This is a genomic window from Actinocrispum sp. NPDC049592 (assembly GCF_040675465.1).
Lineage (GTDB): Bacteria > Actinomycetota > Actinomycetes > Mycobacteriales > Pseudonocardiaceae > Kibdelosporangium.
Genome location: NZ_JBFAPA010000019.1, coordinates 25020 through 44149, shown reverse-complemented (window position 1 = coordinate 44149; position 19130 = coordinate 25020). Strand labels below are relative to the sequence as shown.

Here is a 19130-nt window from a genome sequence, read left to right as displayed (position 1 = left end):
CCGTCATGCCAGCCGCTCCCGCAACAGGGCGCGGGCGCGCATCATCCGTGTCTTGACCGTGCCGGGCGGGATACCCAGCAGCCGGGCGGCCTCCTGTGTCGTCAGTCCATCGAGGACAGTTGCCTGCACGACGGCCCGTAGCTCCGGTGACAGGCTTGCCAACGCGCCGCCCACATCGCCGTACTGGACCGCGAGCAGCACATGTTCCTCGGCTGATGTCTCGACGCCGGCGAACTCCATCAGCTCACCGGCCGCCGGCCGGCTCCGCCGCAGCGCGTCGACCAGGCGGCGGATACCGATTCCCCAGATCCACGCGGCCACCTCACCCCGGCGGTCCCACCGCCCGGCCGACCGCCAGACCGCCACGAACGTGTCCTGCACGGCCTCGTCGACGAGCTCCGGCGACGAGCACCGCCGCCCCAGCCGCACCAACAGCCACGGCAGGTGCCGCCGGTACAGCTCAGCGAACGCCGCCCGGTCACCGTCGGCGATCGCGTCGAGGAGCTGGGCATCCTCCCGCGGATCCGGTGGCCGGGTCACCACGCGTGACGTCCCGGCACCCGCGGCTCGGCGACGCACCCGCGCCACGAGGCCCAACGATCGAGCAAACTCCCATCCACACCCTGTTCGTCGTACCGAGCGGGGCGAACGGTTCACCAACACCCGGTCGAGCAGGTGTACGGCGCCGAACAGCGCGGAGGGATGGTCCGGCCGCGGGCGGTGCGGTCAACGCGGCGGCCGGGTCTGGGTGAAGCACCGGCGCGCTGCGGACGCTGGATCGGTTCGACGGGGTCCGTCGCTGACGTCAGCTAGCGGCTGGTGCCGCGAGGACCGGTAACGTGCCCGGCAGGGACCTTTGCTTGTTCCGCCGTTTGTTGTCGCCGGATCGTGCCAGCTGAGGTATCCGCCTCGGAGTACCTGTCGCGGCTCGGTGAGGTTGCTGGTGAAGCTGTACCGCACGCCGTCTTGTCTTACCGGATCGAAGTAGTGCGGGGTGTAGAAGTCGGGCACCAGGACGTCGTTGACGGTGTAGGCGAAAGCCTCGTCCTGCGACGGGTCGCATACCTCTACCAGGAATTCGACCCGTCCTTGTCCCGGCTTCGGTGACCGACCGGAGAACCTCTCGCGTCGGCACGTCAGCCACCTCGGGAACGAGGGCAACCTGTCTGATGAGCATTCCCATTTGACGTAGTCGTCATCCGGCTGTTGGGCCGTATGGCATCTCGTGGCTGATCTGGCTGCGCGGCGGGCGCTGTGGCGACCGCCGCGCAGCCAGGAACAGTGCGTCACTTCACCTGGTAGGCCCGGATGATCGTCTGGGTCAGGGTGTTGCCGTCCTGGTCGGCGGCGCCGGCGCGCAGTGACACGAACCCGGAGGCGGGGTTCTGGATGACCGCCCACCAGGTGCCGTTGAGGTTCAGCAGCGGCACCCGTTGCCAGGTTTGCCCGTCGTCACACGACATTTCGACCTTGGTGGGCTCGGCCTTGCCGCCCGGCGCGCCCGGCTGGCGGTCGACGCGGAACGGCACCGGGAACAGCGCGTTGCGGGGCGCGTGGTTGGTCAGGTCGAGCTTGGGGTCGAAACCGATGGACAGCAACGGCAGCGGGGTGGCGGCCGTGGTGTGCGCGGAGCGCAAGCCCCAGTCCGCGCTGACCTTTGTGGACAGTGGCCAGCCCGGGTTGGTGCGGCTCGCCTCGGTGGTGAGCCGGATGTTCGCCGCGCCCGCGGGCACCGTGAACTGGCCGCTGCCGGGCTGGCCGCTGCGCGCGATCTCCTTGCCGTCGGCCGACAGCACGGTGTCGCCGGTGTCACCGGGATCGGGGAACCCGGAGTGCCCGGCCGAGTCGGAGAACAGCGGGAGGTGGGCGTTGATCGTCTCGCCCGTGCGGTACGCAAGGTACGGGTCGGTGGAGAAGAAGCCCACCGGCCCGGTGACACCCGGCCCGATCACGGCCTTGCCCCAGTCTACAGTGGACTTCTCACCGGGCTTGAAGGTCCGCTTGGTGGCCTCGTAGTCCTGCGCGGCACCGCCCGCCAGCACGCTCACGGAGTTCGCCCAGGTGACGGGGGAGTAGTACTCGGTCCGCTCGCGGGGAAGCGGGGTGGGCGTCGACTCCAGCCCGCCCTCCAGGTCGTACTTGCCGTCGGTGGCGAACATCGCCGTGTAGCCCACACCGTCCACCGACGCCCGGTAGGTCGTCTTCACGGTGGCCAGATCGCTGTTGCGCGGCCGGTAGGTCACGTTGGCGGGAACGTCGCCGTAGCTGGGGAACACCAGCTCGTACCGGTACGGGCTCACGGGCAGGCCGGTCAGCGTCACGGACGCGTTGGGCAATTTCGCCAGCCGGGCGCCCTCGGGGCCGAACGTGGCGGTCAACGGCAGTGGCGGTGCCTCCATCAACCGCACGGGGCTGCCCGAGGAGTGGAACAGCGCGGCGTTCGCGCCCGCCTCGGCGATCGCACGCACCCGCGGGCTGAACTCGAGGCCCTCGCCGTCGCCCAGGGTGAACACCGCGAGTTTGCCCTTGAGATCGGCCGCGGCGATCTCGCCGGGGGTGGCATGCCCAACGTCCACAGCGGACAGTGCGCGGGTGTCGGCCGGCTGCGGCGAGCCCGGTACCCACTCCACGGGGATCTCGAACGACTCGGGCTTGTCGACCGTCAGCCGGACCTGGGGCCGTTCGAGCTTCATCCGGTCGAAGTAGCGGAATTCCTTGGTGTGCTTGGTGGTCGGCGCGGTGTAGTCGTTGTAGTCCGACTGACTGTAGTAGCCCACCCCGCGCGCTCCGGTGTCGACGACCATCCCGTTGGTCCAGGAGAACGGGCGGGCGTCCTTCTCGTCGGTCTGCACGGTGACCTTCTTGCCGTTCCTGGCGTCCAGCGTGACCACGGTGTCCTTGTGCAGATCGACCTCCGGATCGGCCACCCTGGTGCTCGTCGGCAGCGGCTGACCGGCAACGGGCGTCTGGATCGTGCCCAGCACGGCGTACCGGCCCGCGGGCAGCCGCACGGTGCTGTTGTTCCCCACCACGTCGAAATCGTCCTGGCCGGTGCCCAGCGGAACCCAGATCGCGCTCGCCAACAGCCCATCGGCCGGCGCGGCACCGTTCTGGTCGATCAGCTTCACCGTCAGGTCATAGCTTTCCGGTTCCTTGTACGCGCCGACGGGCGTCTGGATCACCGTGCCGTCGCCGCTGCTGGCGACCAGCCTGCCGCCGTAGACCCCGACCTGTGCGGCGGCGTGGTCGAAGGTGACCGTCACCGTAGCCTCGCCGTTGGCGGGCACCGTGACCTGGTCGGCGTTCGTGTGGAACGCCGGGACGTCCAGGCTCAGCTGCAGCGAAACCGGTGCGCTGCTGGTGTTCCTGTACGTGATCTGTTTGGTCAGCGCGGGCTGGTTGTATGGCCACCGCACGAAACCCAGGCTCAGGCTGCCTGTGCTGGGGATGAGCGTCTGCCGGGACGCCCGGGCCACGTCGAGCCGGCCGGAGCCTTGCTGGTAGATCGTGGCGTCGATCGGGTGCGCGCTGCCCATCAGCGCGGCCTTGATCTGCTGGCCGGTCCAGTCCGGGTGCTGCGCGGCCAGGATCGCCGCGGCACCGGCGACGTGCGGCGTCGCCATGGAGGTGCCGGACAGCCGCGCGTAGTACTCGTCGACCGCATGGTCGGCCAGCGTGCCCTGGGCCCGTGCGGCCACGATGTCCTCACCAGGCGCGGCGATGTCCGGTTTGACGGCGTAGTCCTTGAACCGCGGTCCGGGCTGGGAGAACCGGCTGTACTTGTCCTGCTTGCTCACGCTGGCCACGGCCAGCGCCGCGTCCGCGGACGCCGGGCTGGAGACCGGCCTGCTCTGGCCGTCGTTGCCCGCCGCGATCACGAACAACGTGCCCTTCTCGGCCGACAGCCGGTTGACCGCGATCTCCAGCGGGTCGCTGACGCCGTCGCCGGACCCGCCGCCCAGACTCATGTTCACGACCTTGGCGCCGCTGTCCGCGGCCCACTGCATGCCCGCGAGGATCGCGTCGAACGGGCAGCCGCTGTTCTGGCAGACCTTGCCGATCAGCAGGTCCGCGCCCTTGGCGACGCCGGTGTACTTGGCGCCGCGGCCCGCGACGGTCGAGGCCACGTGCGTGCCGTGTCCCACGGTGTCGACGATGCCCTCGCCGGTGAAGTCCTTCTCGCCCTTCACGATCCCGGCCAGGTCCGGGTGTTTCGGGTCGTAACCGGTGTCCAGGACCGCGACGGTCGCGCCCGCGCCGGTGTACCCGGCCTGCCAGGCGGCCGGCGCGCCGACCTGCGGCACGCTCACGTCCAGCGAGGGCTGGGCCTTGCCGTTGAGCCAGATCCGGCCCGCGCCCGCCTTGTCGAACAGCTCCGCGGCCTTGTTCTTCGGCGTGGCCACCGCGGCGAGCCGGACCGACGGCAGGTCACGGGTGACCTTGCCGAGCGCCCGGGCGCCGGTGGACTCGACCAGCAGCGGGATTTCCGGCGTGTGGGCATCGTCGTAGCCCAGCTCGATCAGGCCGGTCACGTCGAACAGCTTGCGATCCAGCTTGCCCGCCCGGATCAGCGGCTCGGCGACCGACGGGATCACCGTGACGCCCTTGGCGCTGACCGACTTGATGAACCGCACCGGCCCGAGCCGCCCGGCCGGCTCGATCTTCGCGTCCCAGGAGCCGTCCTTCCTGGCCACGGTCACCTTGTCGCCGGTGATCAGCGTGACCGTCCTGGGTGTCTCGCCCGGCGCGGAGGTGGGTTGTTGCGCGGCTGCCGGTAAGACGGCCGCACCGGTGGCCACCACGGCGAGGACCGCCGCATGGATGAAACCGCGTTTGTGCACAGATCGCCCCTTGTGACATCGGCTGGTATTTCCCCTACTGCCTCTATGACTCGGTAGTGGGCCGGCCTGTGCACTCCAGCGGGCGACTTTCTCCGATCATGAGCCCCGAGACGAGGATGGACTCAGCCGGTCACGGCAGTTCGCCGGGCCCGGTCGGGACCAGGACAGCCCGGCCACGGATCCGGCCCGCTCGCAACCGGTCGAGCGCGCTGTGAGCCGCTGACAGGGGGAACAGCTCGGTCTCGACGCGGAGACGGCCGGTCCGGGCGAGGGCGATCACGGCGTGCAGTTCCGGCTGGGTGCCCCAGAACGGCAGGGAGAGCGTACCGCCCTGGGGCAGCGGCCCCGGTTTGGTGATGGTGAGCTGCCCGCCGCCGCTGCCGACCCGTACGAGGTCACCGCCTGCCCGCAGGGCGCGGGCGCCGAGGGCGAGGGTCTCGTCGTTGCCCACGAAGTCGAACACGGCGTCCACTCCGGTCCCCTCGGTCGCGGCGCGCAGGACCTTGCCGGAGTCGGGCCTGGTGAGGGTGGTCAGGTCCGCGCCGGACCGGTGGGCGAGTTCCAGGGCGTCGTCGCGGACGTCGACGGCGAGTACCCGGCTGGGTGTGATCGCCTTCAGGATCTGGATCGCGAGGTGACCGAGGCCGCCTACGCCGATCACGGCGACAGTGGTGCCCTCGCGCAGCTTCCCGGTCAGAGCGGCGATCGCGTGATACGGCGTCAACCCGGCGTCGGTCAGCGGCGCTGCTTGGGCGGCGTCCAGATCGCCGATCGGAACCAGGTAACGCCGGTCGGGCACGAGCATGTGCTCGGCCATTCCACCGTCACGGCCGAGCCCCGCTCCCGACCAGCTCAGCGATCCGCGGCGGTCGCAGTAGTTGTCGTGCCCGATGGCACACCGTCCACACTGGCCGCACCCCCATGGCCCGTAGACGGCGAATCGTTCTCCGACGGCGATCCCCGTCGCTGCCGGGCCGGCGGCGGCAACGTGCCCGGCGACCTCGTGGCCCAGGGTGAACGGGACCGGATACGGCAGGTGGTCCGCGGCCGCGTCGAGGACGTGCAGGTCGGACTGGCAGATCCCGGCTGCCTCCACCCGTATCAGCACCTCGGTGTCCCGGGGGACCGGCACCTCGAGATCGACCAGCCGGGGCGGCGCGCCCCAGGCGGTGAGCCGCAGGGCGCCGCTCTTGCGTACCGTCGTCACACCGGCGACCATACTAAAATGAACTCAGTTCGAACAGCGGCCGATCGGTTCGACGGCAAGGTGGCGCTGGTGACCGGCGCCGGGTCGGGCATCGGCGCTGCGGTCGCGCACAAGCTGGCTGCCCTGGGAGCCAAGGTGGTGCTGGCCGACGTGAACGCGGACGCCGTCGAGCGAACCGCTGGGGGAGTGGCGAACGCGCGGGCGCTGGTCATGGACGTCGCCGACGCGGACGAGGTCGACCGGGTGATCGGCGGGATCGGCGGGCTGGACGTGGTCGTCCACGCGGCCGGGGTCGACGATCCCACCGCGAAACAGTGGATCGCGGACGCGATGCTGGCCGGGCGGCCGCCGGAAGTGACCGCCCGGCTGGAGATCGAGGCGTGGCGGCGGGTCATGGCGGTCAACCTGGACGGCACCTTCCACGTCCTGCGAGCGGCCGTGCGGGCGATGACCGGCGGCGTCATCGTCGTGGTCGGGTCCTCGTCGGCGTTCGACACGCCCGCCGGCTATCCGCACTACGCCGCGTCCAAGGCGGGGGTGCACGCGCTGGCCCAGGCGGTCGCCAAGGAAGCCATCGCCTTCGGTGTCCGGGTCAACGTCGTGGCGCCCGGGCCGACCGAGACCGGGATGGCCGCCCGGACCCCCGCCGCGTTGCGGGAGGCGTTCACCGGGGCCTACGCCACGCCGGCGGAGATCGCGGACATCGCGGTGTTCCTGGCCGGTGCGGAGTCCTCGAACCTGGTAGGCGCCGTGTTGTTGGCCAACGGTGGCCGGTTCACTGTGTGAGCTGGGGCTTGCCACCGGCGGCACTGGCGGCTACCGTCAACTGAACTGAGTTCACTTTGTCCTCAAGGGAGAGGAACGCCGTGGATCAACTCCTGCTCGTGCTGGTCAACGGTGTCGCGAGCGGCGCCATCTACGGCCTGATGGGCCTCGGCCTGGTGATCATCTACCGGGCCACGGACGTGGTGAACTTCGCGCTGGCCGGCCTGGCCACCGTCGGCCTGTACGCGGCGGTCACGTTCCACGACAACGGTGTCGCGGTCGTGGTCGGCGTGCTGGGCGCGGTCGCGGTGACGGTCGTCGCGGGACTGGTGGTCCGCGAGGTGGTGATCAGGCCGCTCGGCCAGGGTCAGCTGTTCGCGGCCCTGGTGGTCACGATGGGCGTGGCGTTGATCGCGGAGAGCGTGATCGGTTCGGTCTGGGGCACGCAGCCGAAGTCGTTCCCCAGCCTGATCGAGGGAACCGTCGGCGTCGGCGACGCGGCTGTCCCGGCGCAGAGCCTGCTCACCATCGCCGTCGCCGGGGTGGCGATGGCCCTGGTGGCCTTCCTGTTCGGCCGGACCACGCACGGCTCGGCGATGCGGGCGGTGGCGGAGTCGGCGGACACCGCCACAGTCATCGGCGTCAACGTGCAACGCGTCGCCAGAATGGCGTGGGCACTGGGTCTCGGACTCGGTGCCCTGGCCGCGTGCCTCTACGCCCCCAAGGCGGGGCTGGCGCCCGCCGTGCTGGCCGCGCCCCTGTTCCGGGCCTTCGCCGGAATCTTCCTCGGCGGGCTCAACAGCATGTACGGCGCCGTGATCGGCGGCCTCGCCGTCGGCGTGCTGGAGAACATCGGCGCCACGTACGTCTCGGCGAGCTTCCGGGACACCTTCGTCTTCTCGTTCACCATCCTCGTGCTGCTGATCCGGCCGCAGGGCCTGTTCGGTACGCGTACCTTCCAACGGGTTTGAGGCGGATCATGACCTTTCTCCGTTCGAGGCCGGCCAGGGCCGCCCTCGCGTTGATCGCCGCGGTCCTGCTCGTCGTGGTGATGAATTCGGGTGCGATCCCGCCGTACCAGGCGTATTCGGTGGCGTTGGCGGCCGTCTACACGATCGTCGTGCTGTCGGTCGGCCTGCTGGCGGGCTGGTCGGGCATCTGGTCGGTCGGTCACCCGGCGTTCTTCGCCCTCGGCGCCTACTTCGCCGCCTACGGCAGCGCACACGCCTGGTCGCTGGAACTGATCGTGACCGGCGCGATCGCCGCGAGCGCGGTGCTGGGCGGGTTCCTCGGCTTCGCCGGGGCGCGCTTCTCCACGCTCTACATCGCGTTGCTGACCCTCGCGTTCAGCCTGGTGTCCCTCGAGGTCATCAACAGGTGGACGGACGTGACCGGCGGCGACCAGGGCGTTCCGGTGTCGCAAGTGGACAGTCTGGCCGGGGTGCTGCCGAGCGGCGGAGCGGAGGCACAGGGCCTCGCCGTCGCGGCCGCCGGTGTGTGCCTGGCGATCGCCGTCCTGGTCAAGGGTTCGGCCCTGCGGATGCGGCTGGTGGCGGCCAAGTCGCACCCGATGGTCGCCCAGTCGGCCGGGATCGCGCCCGAGGCGCAGTCCGCGCTGTCCTTCGCGGTGAGCGCCGCGTTCACCGGGTTCGCGGGCGTGCTGCTCGGCCTGATGACCGGCTTCGTCAGCCCCGATCCGTTCTCCCTGACCATGGGCATCTCGCTGATCGCGTCCTGTGTCCTCGGCGGCGCCGGGACGGTCCTGGGCGCCGTCGTGGGCGGTGCGTACCTGGCGTGGTCGCCGACGCTGGCCGGTGCGGCCGGGCTGCCGCAGCCGGTCGTGCAGGGCATCGTGCTGATCGCGGTGCTGATCTTCCTGCCCAGCGGGGTGGTGCCGTTCCTGGGCAAGCTCGTCGGCCGGTTGTCGCCGTCCCGTACGACGAGCCCGCGGGACGACGACCCGCAACCAGCGCCCGTGGCACGTGACAGGGCGGTCTCGCCGGACAGTCCGCCGGTGCTGACACTGAGCAACGTGTCCGTGCGTTTCGGTGGCCTGAAAGCACTTGAGGACACGTCACTGTCGGTGCGGCAGGGAGAGGTGCTTGCCATCATCGGACCGAACGGTGCGGGCAAGACGACGCTGATGAACGTCCTGTCCGGACTCACCGGCGGCGGCCAGGTGGACGGAACCGTTGACTACGCCGGAAAACAGTTGCTGACAATGAGGCCGACCGCCCGCCGCCGACTGGGGATTGGACGCACTTTCCAGCACGCGGAGGCGTTCAGTGAGCTCACCGTGGCCGAGAACGTGCTGTGCACGCACCGCCGGATCACCGCGCGCCAGCGCGACGTCGTAGCGGAACTGCTGGGCCGGGTGGGCCTCGCGGACGTGGCCGGCCGCTACCCGGCGGACCTGTCGTTCGGCCTGCAGAAGCGCCTGGATCTGGCCAGGGCGATGGCCGAGGAACCCGCGCTGCTGATCCTGGACGAACCGTTCGGCGGCCTGGACGCCGAGGAGCGCGCCATGGCGGCGCGGCAGATCGAGCGGCTGCGCGACAGCGGGGCGACTGTGATCATCATCGACCACGTGCTGGACGACCTGTTCGCGGTCGCCGACCGGGTGATCGCCTTCGACTTCGGCAGGCCGATCGGGGAAGGGCCGCCGGGCGAGGTTCTGCGCAACAGCGAGGTGCTGTCGTCCTATCTCGGCACGACGACCGCACGTACCGCGCCGCCGGAACGCAGCGGCGACGAACCGGTCGCCATCAGGCTGACCGGAGTCGATCACCACTACGGCGGTGTCGCGGCGCTGCACGCGGTCGATCTCGAGGTCCGGACGGGCGGCGTGCTGGGCATCGCCGGTGCGAACGGGGCGGGCAAGAGCACGCTCGGCCGCATCCTGCATGGTTCGCTGCGCCCGTCCGGCGGCCTCCGCGAGGCCGGCACGGCGCGGGCCAGTGTCGTGCCCGAGGGCCGGGCCTTGTTCAAGACCCTCACCCTGCGCGAAAACCTTGAAGTCGCCGCGTATTCGGCCGGTCTCAAGGGCGCGCGGCTGCGGGACAAACTCGACGAGACGGCGCACTGGCTGCCGCCGAGGCTGCGCGACCGGCTGTCGGTCCAGGCCGCCGCACTCAGCGGCGGCGAGCAGCAGATCCTGGCCATCGCCCGCGCGCTGATGGCCGGTCCGGACGTGCTCATCGTCGACGAACCGGCCCTCGGCCTGGCGCCCGCCCTCATCGACGAGGTCTACGAGCGGATCAGCCGCCTCGCCGACGACGGCATCACGGTGGTGCTGCTGGAACAGCTGCTCAGCCGGGCCATGACGGTCTGCCATGAGGTTGTCGTCCTGCACGAGGGTGCGATCGTCGCGCGCGGTACGCCCTCGGACTCCTCGTTCGCCGCCCTGGCCGAAGCGGCGTACTTCGGCGGCGAGCGGGTGACGGCACTGGAGGTGGGATGACATCGCCGCGGATCGATCCCTCAAGGCTCACGGAAACCTTGGAGCAGCAGGAACTTCGGGCCGTGCTGCGGGAGTTCTTCGCCGCGCACCACGACGCCGGCCTGTGGTCACGCATGGCCAAGGAGCTCGAGATCCAGGGCCTGGCGATCCCCGAGGAGTACGGGGGATCCGGGTACTCGTTCGCTGAACTCGCTGTGGTCCTGGAGGAAGCCGGGCGGGTGCTGTGCCCGGCGCCGTTGCTCTCCACGGTCGTGCTGGCCGGATACAGCCTTGTGCACAGCGGCGATGCCGAGGCCCGTGCCCGCTACCTGCCCCGGATCGCGGACGGAAGTCTCACCGCGACAGTGGCGTTCGGAGCCGACGTGACCGCCGGGCACGGCGCCGCGGGATGGACGCTGGTCGGGTCCGCGGACTTCGTGCTGGATGGCGGGCAGGCCGAGCTGGTTCTGGTACCGGTGGGGGACAGGCTGTTCGCGTGCGAGTCCGAAGTGGAGCGAACTCCGCTGCGGGTGCTCGACGAGACCCGTCCGCAGGCACGCCTTGAGTTCCGCGGCGTGCCCGCCGTGCCCATCGAGCAACCGCCGCAGGTCGGCCGGGTGCTCGACATCGGCCGGGCCGCGGTGGCGGCCGAACAGGCCGGCGGGATCGGGCACGCGCTACAGGCCACCGTGTCCTATGTGGGGCAACGAAAACAGTTCGGCCGGCCGATCGGGTCGTTCCAGGCCGTCAAGCACCGGCTGGCCGGCCTGCTGGTCTCCTACGAGGCGGCAAGGTCCGCCTCGGCCTACGCGAGTGCCTGCGCCGCAACGGATTCCCCGGAACTCCCGGTCGCGGCCGCGGCGGCGTCGATGGTGTGCTCCGGCGCCTACCGCCTGGCCGTGGCGGAGTACGTCCAGCTGCACGGCGGAACCGGCTTCACCTGGGAGCACCCGGCGCACCGGTACGTCCGCCGGGCCCGGTCCACCGAGGTGCTCTTCGGCACCGCGCAGGACGACGCCGCACGCCTGGCCACGGCGCTGGGTCTCGATTAGCGACCCGCACCACACCATCGGCCGGTTGACACCGGCACCGTCCGGCCCGAACAATCAAACTGAAGTCAGTTCAGTTAGGAGAACGAGATGGCTGTCGAAGACGAGATCCAGTTCGAGCGCGACGGGCACGTGGCCCGGGTCTGGCTGAACCGGCCCTGGAAGAAGAACTGCGTCACCGTGCCGATCCTCGAGCGGCTCGACGAGATCATCACCGAGGTCGACCGGGACCCGGAGCTGCGGGTGCTGGTGCTGCGCGGCCGGGGCGGGACGTTCTGCTCCGGCTTCGACCTCGACAGCCTGCAGGCCGAGTACATCGGCAGCTCGACGGCGATGGACGTGGCGGTCATCTCCGCCAAGATCTGCGACCGGCTGTACTCGATGAACACGCCCTCCGTGGCGGTGCTGGAGGGCTACGTCACCGCGGGCGGGTTCGAGCTGATGATCTCGTGCGACTTCGCGATCGCGGCCGACGACGCCAAGATCGGTGACTTCCACATGCGCCGGGGGCTGTTCGGCGGCGCCGGCCCGATCTACCGCGTGCCCCGCATGATCGGGATCCGCAAGACCAAGGAGCTCATGCTGACCGGCAAGCTGCTGACCGGCGTGCAGGCCGCCGACTTCGGCCTGGTCAACGCGTCCGCACCGGCCGGCGAGCTGGACGAGACGGTCGAGGAGTTCATCGGCCACCTGACCGACAAGAGCCCGTTCCAGATGCGGATCACCAAGATGACCATCGACCGCAGCCTGGACGCCGACGTCCACTCGCTGATGGTGATGGAGCACCTCGCGGTCGGTGTGACGCTCAACTCCGAGGACGCGGCCGAAGGGGTGGCGGCGTTCCTGGAGAAGCGCGAGCCGAAGTGGACCGGCCGCTGATGAGCGCCGAGGGCAGGCTGTGGACCTTCACCGTCCAGCGGTTCGCGCCGCCCTCGCCGCCCTACGTCCCGCCGGCGGACGGCTTCCGGCCGTTCGCGCTCGGCTACGTTGACATCGGCGCGGAGCGGGTGGCCGCCGTGCTCGACGCGGAGCCTGCGACCGTCCACATCGGAATGAGGCTCCGCGTGGAGCAGACGGGCGGAGTTCCCCGGGCGACACCGGTCGAGGACGACTCATGAATGATGTGCTGGTTTGCGGTGCCGCTCGGACACAGTTCGGCCGGTCCGACAGGACGGGGCGGGAGCACGCCATCGCGGCGGCGAACTCCGCGCTGGCCGACGCGGGCATCCCGTGGTCGCGGGTGGGGGCGGCGTTCGGCGGCAGTGACGCCGCCGGGCTCGCCGACACCCTCGTGGCCGATCTGGGCCTGACCGGGCTGCCGTTCATCAACGTCAAGAACGGTTGTGCCACCGGCGGAAGCGCGTTGATCAGCGCGGTCAACGCGATCCGGGCCGGGATGGCCGACGTGGTGCTCGCGGTCGGGTTCGACAAGCACCCGCGGGGCGCGTTCGACCCCCGGCCCGCCGACTGGGGCCTCGACGAGGCCTACGGACGGGACGGGCTGATGGTCACGACCCAGTTCTTCGGCATGAAGATCCAGCGGTACATGCACGACCACGGCATCTCGCCGAAGACGCTGGCGCTGGTGGCGCAGAAGGCGTACCGCAACGGCAGCCTGACGCCACAAGCCTGGCGCCGCAAGGAGATCAGCGCGGCGGAGATCCTGGAGTCGGGCATGGTCAACGACCCGCTGACCCGTTTCATGTTCTGTTCTCCGGGGGAGGGCGCGGCGGCACTCGTGCTGTGCTCTTCCTCGGTCACCAGCACCGGGAACGCCGTGAGGTTGCGCTCGGCGGTGGTGCGGACCCGGCGGCCGGGTTCGTTCGAGGTGTTCAGCCCGCGCATCGACGCGGGGCCGCTGACCAGCGTCAGCCGGGATGCCGCCAGGGGCGCCTTCGAGCAGGCGGGCATCAGTCCACGGGACGTCGATGTCGTGCAGCTGCAGGACACCGAGAGCGGTGCCGAGGTGATGCACCTGGCGGAGTGCGGGTTCTGCGAGGACGGCGAACAGGAGAACCTCATCGCCGCCGGGGGAACCGAGATCGGCGGTGTGCTGCCGGTCAACACCGACGGCGGCTGTATCGCCAACGGGGAACCGATTGGCGCGTCAGGCCTGCGCCAGGTCTACGAGATCGTCGAGCAACTGCGTGGCCGCGCCGGCGCCCGGCAGGTTCCGGGCCAGCCGCGGATCGGGTTCACGCACGTCTACGGCGCTCCCGGGGTCAGCGCGTGCACGGTGCTTTCGCGATGACACCCGACGAGTTTCGCGCGCAGGCCAGGGATTGGCTGCGCAGCGTCGCGGACCCGCTGCCCTCGGCCGGGATGTGGGGCACGGGTGACGACTCGGTCGCCGTGTTCGACAACTGGACCGAGCAGCAGGAGCTCGAGCACACCGAACGCGGCCGGGCCTGGGAGCGGACCCGGTTCGACCAGGGCTGGGGTGCGCTGAGCTGGCCCGCCGAGTTCGGCGGCCGCGCGCTGCCGGTGTTCTACGAGCAGCTCTACCGCGCGGAGGAGTCGGCGTTCGACGTGCCGCGCCGCAGCGAGATCTTTCCGGTCACCCAGCAGCTGGTCGCACCGGCCATCGGGATCTGGGGCACTGAGGAACAGAAGCGGCGCTGGCTGCGGCCGATGCTGCGCGCGGACGAGCTGGCGTGCCAGCTGTTCTCGGAAACCGAGGCAGGGTCGGACCTCGCCGCCGTGCGCTGCAAAGCCGTGCGGCAGGGCGACACCTGGATCCTGGACGGCCACAAGGTGTGGACATCCGGCGCCCGGGTGGCGACCTGGGGCGTGGCCGTGTGCCGCACCGATCCGGACGTCGCCAAACACGCCGGAATCACGGTCTTCCTGGTCCGGATGGACGCGCCGGGCGTCACGGTGCGGCCGATCCGGCAGATGACCGGCGGGTCGAGCTTCAACGAGGTCTACCTGGACGGTGTCGTCGTGCCCGACCACGACCGGCTCGGGCCCATTGGACAGGGCTGGCGGGTGACCCTGAGCGTGCTGGCCGCCGAACGGCTGGACTCGGGTTCGCTGGGCCTGGGCAACGCCGACCGCGCGATCGACCTCGCCCGCAACGCCGGCCGCCGGCTGACGGACACCGAACGCCAGCAGACCGCGGAGTTGTTCGTGCGCACGCTCGTGCAGCGGCTGATCGGGCTGCGGGTGACGGCCGCGCTCGTGGCCGGCCGGCAACCCGGTGCGGAGGCGTCGGTGGGCAAGCTGTACGCGACCGAGACCATGCGCAGGACCAGCGATCTGGTGCTGCAGCTGCTCGGGCCGCGGCTGGTCGCCGACACCGGCGAGTGGGGCACGTTCGCCTGGACCGAGCACCTGCTGGGCGCGCCGGGCTACAGCATCGCGGGTGGTTCCGACGAGATCCAGCGCACCATTCTCGCCGAGCGGGTGCTCGGCCTGCCGAAGGAGCCGTCGCGATGAGCCTCGCCGCCAGGGTCGCCGCGCGGCTGGGCCTGCCGATCGGCGAGCTGGAACCGTTGCCGGGCGGGCATTCCGGGCTGACCTACACGACCAAGGCCGGTGTGCACCAGTACGTGGTCAAAGCCGTGCCGCCCGGGCAGAAACCGGTGGGCCGCAACGACATCCTGCGCCAGGCGCGGATCCTGCGCGCGCTGGCCGGGTCCAGGGTGCCGGTGCCCGGCGTCATCGCCGTGGACGAGCAGGCGCCCGCCTGGTTCGCGATGGAGTTCGCCGAGGGCGAGGCGATCGAGCCCGTCCTGGACGCGCACACCCTCGCGCCCGAGCTGGCCGGGTCCAGAATGCTCGAAGCCGCAAGGGTCCTGCGGAATCTCCATGAGGTCGCGCCGCCGCCGGAAGCGCCCATCGGTGCTGCCGGTGAACTGGAACGGTGGACCCGCACGATGCATGCGGTCCCGGCCGAGCTACGCCCCGGGGCCGAGGACCTGCTCAAGCGCCTGGCGGACGTCCCGGGCGATCTGCCGCCGGTGCTGGTGCATGGGGATTTCCGGCTGGGCAACGTGTTGTTCGCCGGTGACCGGGCGAGCGCGGTGGTGGACTGGGAGATCTGGAGTGTGGGCGATCCACGCGTCGATCTCGGCTGGTTCCTGCTGTTCGCCGACCACCGCAACTTCCCGGCACTGGGCACCCCGGTTCCCGGACTGCCCACCGAGTCCGAACTGCTGCACGCCTACCAGGGGAAGCACGCGGTGCCGGAGATGCGCTGGTTCCGGGCGCTGAGCCGGATGAAGATGGCCGCGATCATGGGCCACAACCTGCGCCGGCACCGCGAGGGCAAACACCACGACCCGGATCAGGAGCGGCTGCCGCCGACCATCGCCGCGATGATCCGCACCGCGACCGACCTGCTGGCCTGAGGAGGAAACCGTGGATTTCGCATACTCCGCTCGGGCGGCCGGGCTGCAGGAGCGCCTAAGGTCCTTTATGGACGAACACGTGCTGCCCGCCGAACCGGTGTACGACAGGCAGATCGCCGAGTCCGCGAACCCGCACGCGCTGCCCCCGGTGATGGCCGAGCTGAAGGAGAAGGCGCGCGCCGACGGACTGTGGAACCTGTTCCTGGCACACGGTGACTGGGGCGCGGGACTGACGAACCTCGAGTACGCGCCGCTGGCCGAGCTGATGGGCCGGTCGATCATCGGCAACGAGGTGTTCAACTGCTCGGCGCCGGACACCGGCAACATGGAGCTGCTCGCCCTGTACGGCACCGGCGAGCAGCGCGAGCGGTGGCTGCGGCCACTGCTCGACGCGCGGATCCGGTCGTGCTTCGCGATGACCGAGCCGGATGTCGCCAGTTCGGACGCCCGCAACATCCGCACCCGCATCACCCGCGACGGCGACCACTACGTCGTCAACGGCCGCAAGTGGTACACCTCCGGCATCCTCGACCCGGACTGCGAACTGATCATCCTGATGGGCGTCAGCGATCCGGCCGCGCCTGCCTACCGGCAACAGAGCATGATCCTCGTCCCCAGACACACGCCCGGCGTCACCGTGCTGCGCGACCTGCCGATGTTCGGCTACACCGACCGGCTCGGGCACGGCGATGTGCTGTTCGACAACGTCCGGGTGCCCGCGGCGAACCTGCTGGGCGGCGAGGGCGAGGGGTTCGCGCTCGCGCAGGGCCGCCTCGGGCCCGGCCGGATGCACTACGCGATGCGCGCGGTCGGTTTCGCCGAACGCGCGTTGGGGCTGATGTGCGAGCGCGCGCTGTCCCGGGTCGCGTTCGGCGGCCCGCTCGCCGACCAGGGCGTGGTCCGGGAATGGATCGCCCGCAGCCGCATCGAGATCGAGCAGCTGCGGCTGCTGGTGCTCAAGGCGGCCTGGTTGATGGACACGGTCGGCAACGCCGCGGCCCGGATGGAGGTCGCCGCGATCAAGGTGGCGGCGCTCGATGTCGCGCACCGCGTGGTCGACCGCGCCGTCCAGGCGCACGGAGCGGCGGGGGTCAGTGACGACACCGTGCTGGCCCGGCTGTTCTCGATCACGCGGGCGTTGCGCATCGCGGACGGTCCCGACGAGGTGCACCTGCGCACCGTCGCCCGTCAGGAACTGGCCAAGTACAAGGAGAAGACCCCGTGACTGTGCTGGATGGGCAGGTGGCCGTGATCACCGGCGGTTCGCGGGGGATCGGCTTCGGCATCGCCAAGGCTTTCCGGGCCGCGGGCGCGCACGTGGTGATCTCGGCCCGCAAGGCGGATGGGCTCGCCGAAGCGCGGGCCGAACTGTTGCGCACCAAAGGCGATGGCGATGTGCTCGACGTTGTGGCCAACGCGGGCGAACCGGAGCAGGCGCAACGCTGCGTCACCGACGCGATGGTCCACTTCGGACGGACGGACATCCTGGTCAACAACGCGGCGACCAACCCGTACATGGGGGACCTGCTCGACCTCGACCTCCCGCGTGCGGAGAAGACCGTGCGGGTCAACCAGTACGGGATGATCGCGTGGAGCCGGTGCGTGTGGCGTGCGTGGATGGCCGAGCACGGTGGCACGATCATCAACATCGCGTCCGTCGGCGGGCTGATCGTCGATCCCCAGATCGGCTACTACAACGCCACCAAGGCGGCGATGTTGCTGATGACCCGGCAACTCGCGTACGAACTCGGGCCAACGGTGAGGGTCAACGCGATCGCGCCCGGAGTCATCAAGACCGAGCTCGCCAGGGCGGTGTGGGAGGCGCGCGAACCGGTGCTCACCGCCAAACTGCCGCTGCGCAGACTCGGCACGGTCGAGGACGTCGCCAACGCGGCGCTGTTCCTGGCGAGCGACGCGTCGTCGTGGATGACCGGTCAGACCCTCGTGCTGGACGGCGGCGCGACCGCCTTGCCGATCGCGGTGGACTGATGAGCGACCTGTTCTCCTTGGCGGGCAGGACCGCGGTGGTGACCGGTGCGTCGTCGGGGCTTGGCGCGAGGTTCGCCACCGTGCTCGCCGAGGCGGGAGCGACCGTGTACGCCGCGGCTCGCCGGACCGACCGGCTGCGCGCACTGGGACCCGCGATCCATCCGGTCGGCTGCGATGTCTCCGTGGAGCGAGACCGGATCCGGCTGACCGAGACGGCGTTCGCGGAAACCGGGCGGCTGGACGTGCTGGTCAACAACGCCGGTGTGCCCGGAGCGGCGATGGCCGAGAAGGAGTCGGCCGCGGACTTCGCCGCGGTGCTCGCGGTGAACCTGGTCGCACCGTTCCACCTGGCCAGGCTGATGGTCGAGGGACGTGCCGCCGGGGGCACGGCCAGCATCATCAACGTCGCCTCGATCCTCGGCCTGGTGTCGGCCGCGCCGATGGGCGGAGCCGGTTATGCCGCGTCGAAAGCGGGTCTGATCGGCCTGACCCGGGAGCTGGCTGGGCAGTGGGGCGCGGCCGGGATCCGGGTGAACGCACTGGCCCCCGGCTGGTTCCGCTCGGAGATGACCGGCGAGTTGTTCGCCGACGAGCGATCCAGCCGCTGGGTCGGCCGCAACACCATGCTCGCCAGGGGTGGCGAGAGCGGCGAGCTCGACGGCGCGTTGCTGTTCCTGGCCTCGGACGCGTCCTCGTACTACACCGGCCAGGTGATGGTCGTGGACGGCGGCTGGACCGCTCGGTGAGACCGTCCCGACAGGTCAACCTGTATTGAGTTCAGGTTGGTACTAAGCTGAGGGGCCGACACGGACGGGCCGGGAGGGGTGGCGGATGACCAGGGCCAGGCTAGAGGAACCCGACGAGGGGCCGCGGTCCAAGCGCGCGGCGATCCTCACCGCCGCCATCGAGTACTTCGGCGAGGCCGGCTACGAGGCCACGAAGTGGTCCGCGATCGCGGGCCAGGTCGGGATCGGCCAGACCGCGCTGTACCACTACTTCGAGTCCAAGGCGCACTGCCTGCTCACGATCATGCGGCTCGAGCTGCAGCGCTCGCGGGCCCGGTTCGTCGAGGCGACCGGGCAGACCTCGGACCCGACGGAGGCGCTGCGTGCCGCGGTCCGCGCCGCGTTCGCCGTGTCGGACCACGAGATCCTGCAGATGCGCATCCTGCAGAACAACATCTCGCTGCTGGCCGGGACCAGGACGTCCAAGCGCGAGGAGACCGAACGCCAGGCGGCGCGGGAGCTCGTGCAGCTCATCGAGCGCGACTGGGTCCGGCTGCTCACCCAGGGCATGTCGCGGGGCGAGTTCCCGGTCCGGGACGCCCACACCATGGCCCTGGCGTTACTGGGCATGATCGTCAGCGTGTGGCGCTGGTACCGGCCGACCGGCACCACCCCGCTCGCGGAGGTCAGCGAGCTGATCGAGGGCTGCTGCGTCCGCATGGTGACCCAATAGCCAGCGGTTTTCCGGCCCCAGTCGCGTTTG

At 70.5% G+C, this 19130-nt stretch carries 16 protein-coding genes; 13 read left to right on the top strand and 3 right to left on the bottom strand.

The window, feature by feature from the left end:
• Nucleotides 1–3 precede the first annotated feature (3 nt).
• The 3 genes from AB0J95_RS38070 to AB0J95_RS38060 form a co-directional block, all read right to left on the bottom strand.
• Nucleotides 4–588 (bottom strand): RNA polymerase sigma factor, encoded by a 585-nt coding sequence (locus AB0J95_RS38070; RefSeq protein ID WP_364769404.1) that lies wholly within the window; start codon nucleotides 586–588, stop codon nucleotides 4–6.
• Between the two features lie 698 nt (nucleotides 589–1286).
• Entirely contained in the window at nucleotides 1287–4841 is a 3555-nt protein-coding gene (locus tag AB0J95_RS38065; protein WP_364769402.1) for a S8 family serine peptidase, read from the bottom strand.
• A gap of 130 nt (nucleotides 4842–4971) precedes the next feature.
• Nucleotides 4972–6048, bottom strand: a complete 1077-nt coding sequence (locus AB0J95_RS38060) for an NAD(P)-dependent alcohol dehydrogenase (RefSeq protein WP_364769400.1) — start codon at nucleotides 6046–6048, stop codon at nucleotides 4972–4974.
• A gap of 18 nt (nucleotides 6049–6066) precedes the next feature.
• Here AB0J95_RS38060 and AB0J95_RS38055 point away from each other — a divergent pair, with 18 nt between their 5' ends.
• The 13 genes from AB0J95_RS38055 to AB0J95_RS37995 all read left to right on the top strand — a co-directional run bounded on the left by AB0J95_RS38055 (nucleotide 6067) and on the right by AB0J95_RS37995 (nucleotide 19100).
• The gene (locus AB0J95_RS38055) at nucleotides 6067–6834 is read left to right on the top strand and encodes an SDR family NAD(P)-dependent oxidoreductase (RefSeq protein ID WP_364769398.1); all 768 of its coding nucleotides are present in this window, start codon (nucleotides 6067–6069) and stop codon (nucleotides 6832–6834) included.
• Nucleotides 6835–6914: 80 nt separating this feature from the next.
• Complete coding sequence (locus tag AB0J95_RS38050; protein ID WP_364769396.1) at nucleotides 6915–7784, top strand: branched-chain amino acid ABC transporter permease; 870 nt, start codon at nucleotides 6915–6917, stop codon at nucleotides 7782–7784.
• Between the two features lie 8 nt (nucleotides 7785–7792).
• A complete protein-coding gene (locus AB0J95_RS38045) occupies nucleotides 7793–10273 on the top strand; it encodes an ATP-binding cassette domain-containing protein (RefSeq protein ID WP_364769394.1) in 2481 nt (826 codons plus the stop codon).
• The gene (locus AB0J95_RS38040; RefSeq protein ID WP_364769392.1) at nucleotides 10270–11304 is read left to right on the top strand and encodes an acyl-CoA dehydrogenase family protein; all 1035 of its coding nucleotides are present in this window, start codon (nucleotides 10270–10272) and stop codon (nucleotides 11302–11304) included. The genes AB0J95_RS38045 and AB0J95_RS38040 overlap by 4 nt, the downstream gene beginning before the upstream one ends.
• Before the next feature lie 87 nt (nucleotides 11305–11391).
• Nucleotides 11392–12180, top strand: a complete 789-nt coding sequence (locus AB0J95_RS38035) for an enoyl-CoA hydratase/isomerase family protein (RefSeq protein WP_364769390.1) — start codon at nucleotides 11392–11394, stop codon at nucleotides 12178–12180.
• Nucleotides 12165–12419, top strand: a complete 255-nt coding sequence (locus AB0J95_RS38030) for an OB-fold domain-containing protein (RefSeq protein WP_364769388.1) — start codon at nucleotides 12165–12167, stop codon at nucleotides 12417–12419. The genes AB0J95_RS38035 and AB0J95_RS38030 overlap by 16 nt, the downstream gene beginning before the upstream one ends.
• Nucleotides 12416–13552, top strand: a complete 1137-nt coding sequence (locus AB0J95_RS38025) for a thiolase family protein (protein ID WP_364769386.1) — start codon at nucleotides 12416–12418, stop codon at nucleotides 13550–13552. Before AB0J95_RS38030 ends, AB0J95_RS38025 begins: the two co-directional genes overlap by 4 nt.
• On the top strand, nucleotides 13549–14739 hold the full coding sequence (locus AB0J95_RS38020) for an acyl-CoA dehydrogenase family protein (protein ID WP_364769384.1): 1191 nt from the start codon (nucleotides 13549–13551) through the stop codon (nucleotides 14737–14739). The genes AB0J95_RS38025 and AB0J95_RS38020 overlap by 4 nt, the downstream gene beginning before the upstream one ends.
• On the top strand, nucleotides 14736–15653 hold the full coding sequence (locus AB0J95_RS38015) for a phosphotransferase family protein (protein WP_364769382.1): 918 nt from the start codon (nucleotides 14736–14738) through the stop codon (nucleotides 15651–15653). The genes AB0J95_RS38020 and AB0J95_RS38015 overlap by 4 nt, the downstream gene beginning before the upstream one ends.
• A 10-nt stretch (nucleotides 15654–15663) precedes the next feature.
• Entirely contained in the window at nucleotides 15664–16878 is a 1215-nt protein-coding gene (locus AB0J95_RS38010; protein ID WP_364769380.1) for an acyl-CoA dehydrogenase family protein, read from the top strand.
• Nucleotides 16875–17642 (top strand): SDR family oxidoreductase, encoded by a 768-nt coding sequence (locus AB0J95_RS38005; RefSeq protein WP_364769378.1) that lies wholly within the window; start codon nucleotides 16875–16877, stop codon nucleotides 17640–17642. Before AB0J95_RS38010 ends, AB0J95_RS38005 begins: the two co-directional genes overlap by 4 nt.
• Nucleotides 17642–18388, top strand: coding sequence for an SDR family oxidoreductase (locus tag AB0J95_RS38000; RefSeq protein WP_364769376.1), 747 nt, complete (start codon nucleotides 17642–17644; stop codon nucleotides 18386–18388). Before AB0J95_RS38005 ends, AB0J95_RS38000 begins: the two co-directional genes overlap by 1 nt.
• Nucleotides 18389–18473: 85 nt before the next feature.
• A complete protein-coding gene (locus tag AB0J95_RS37995; protein WP_364769374.1) occupies nucleotides 18474–19100 on the top strand; it encodes a TetR family transcriptional regulator in 627 nt (208 codons plus the stop codon).
• Nucleotides 19101–19130: the final 30 nt, after the last annotated feature.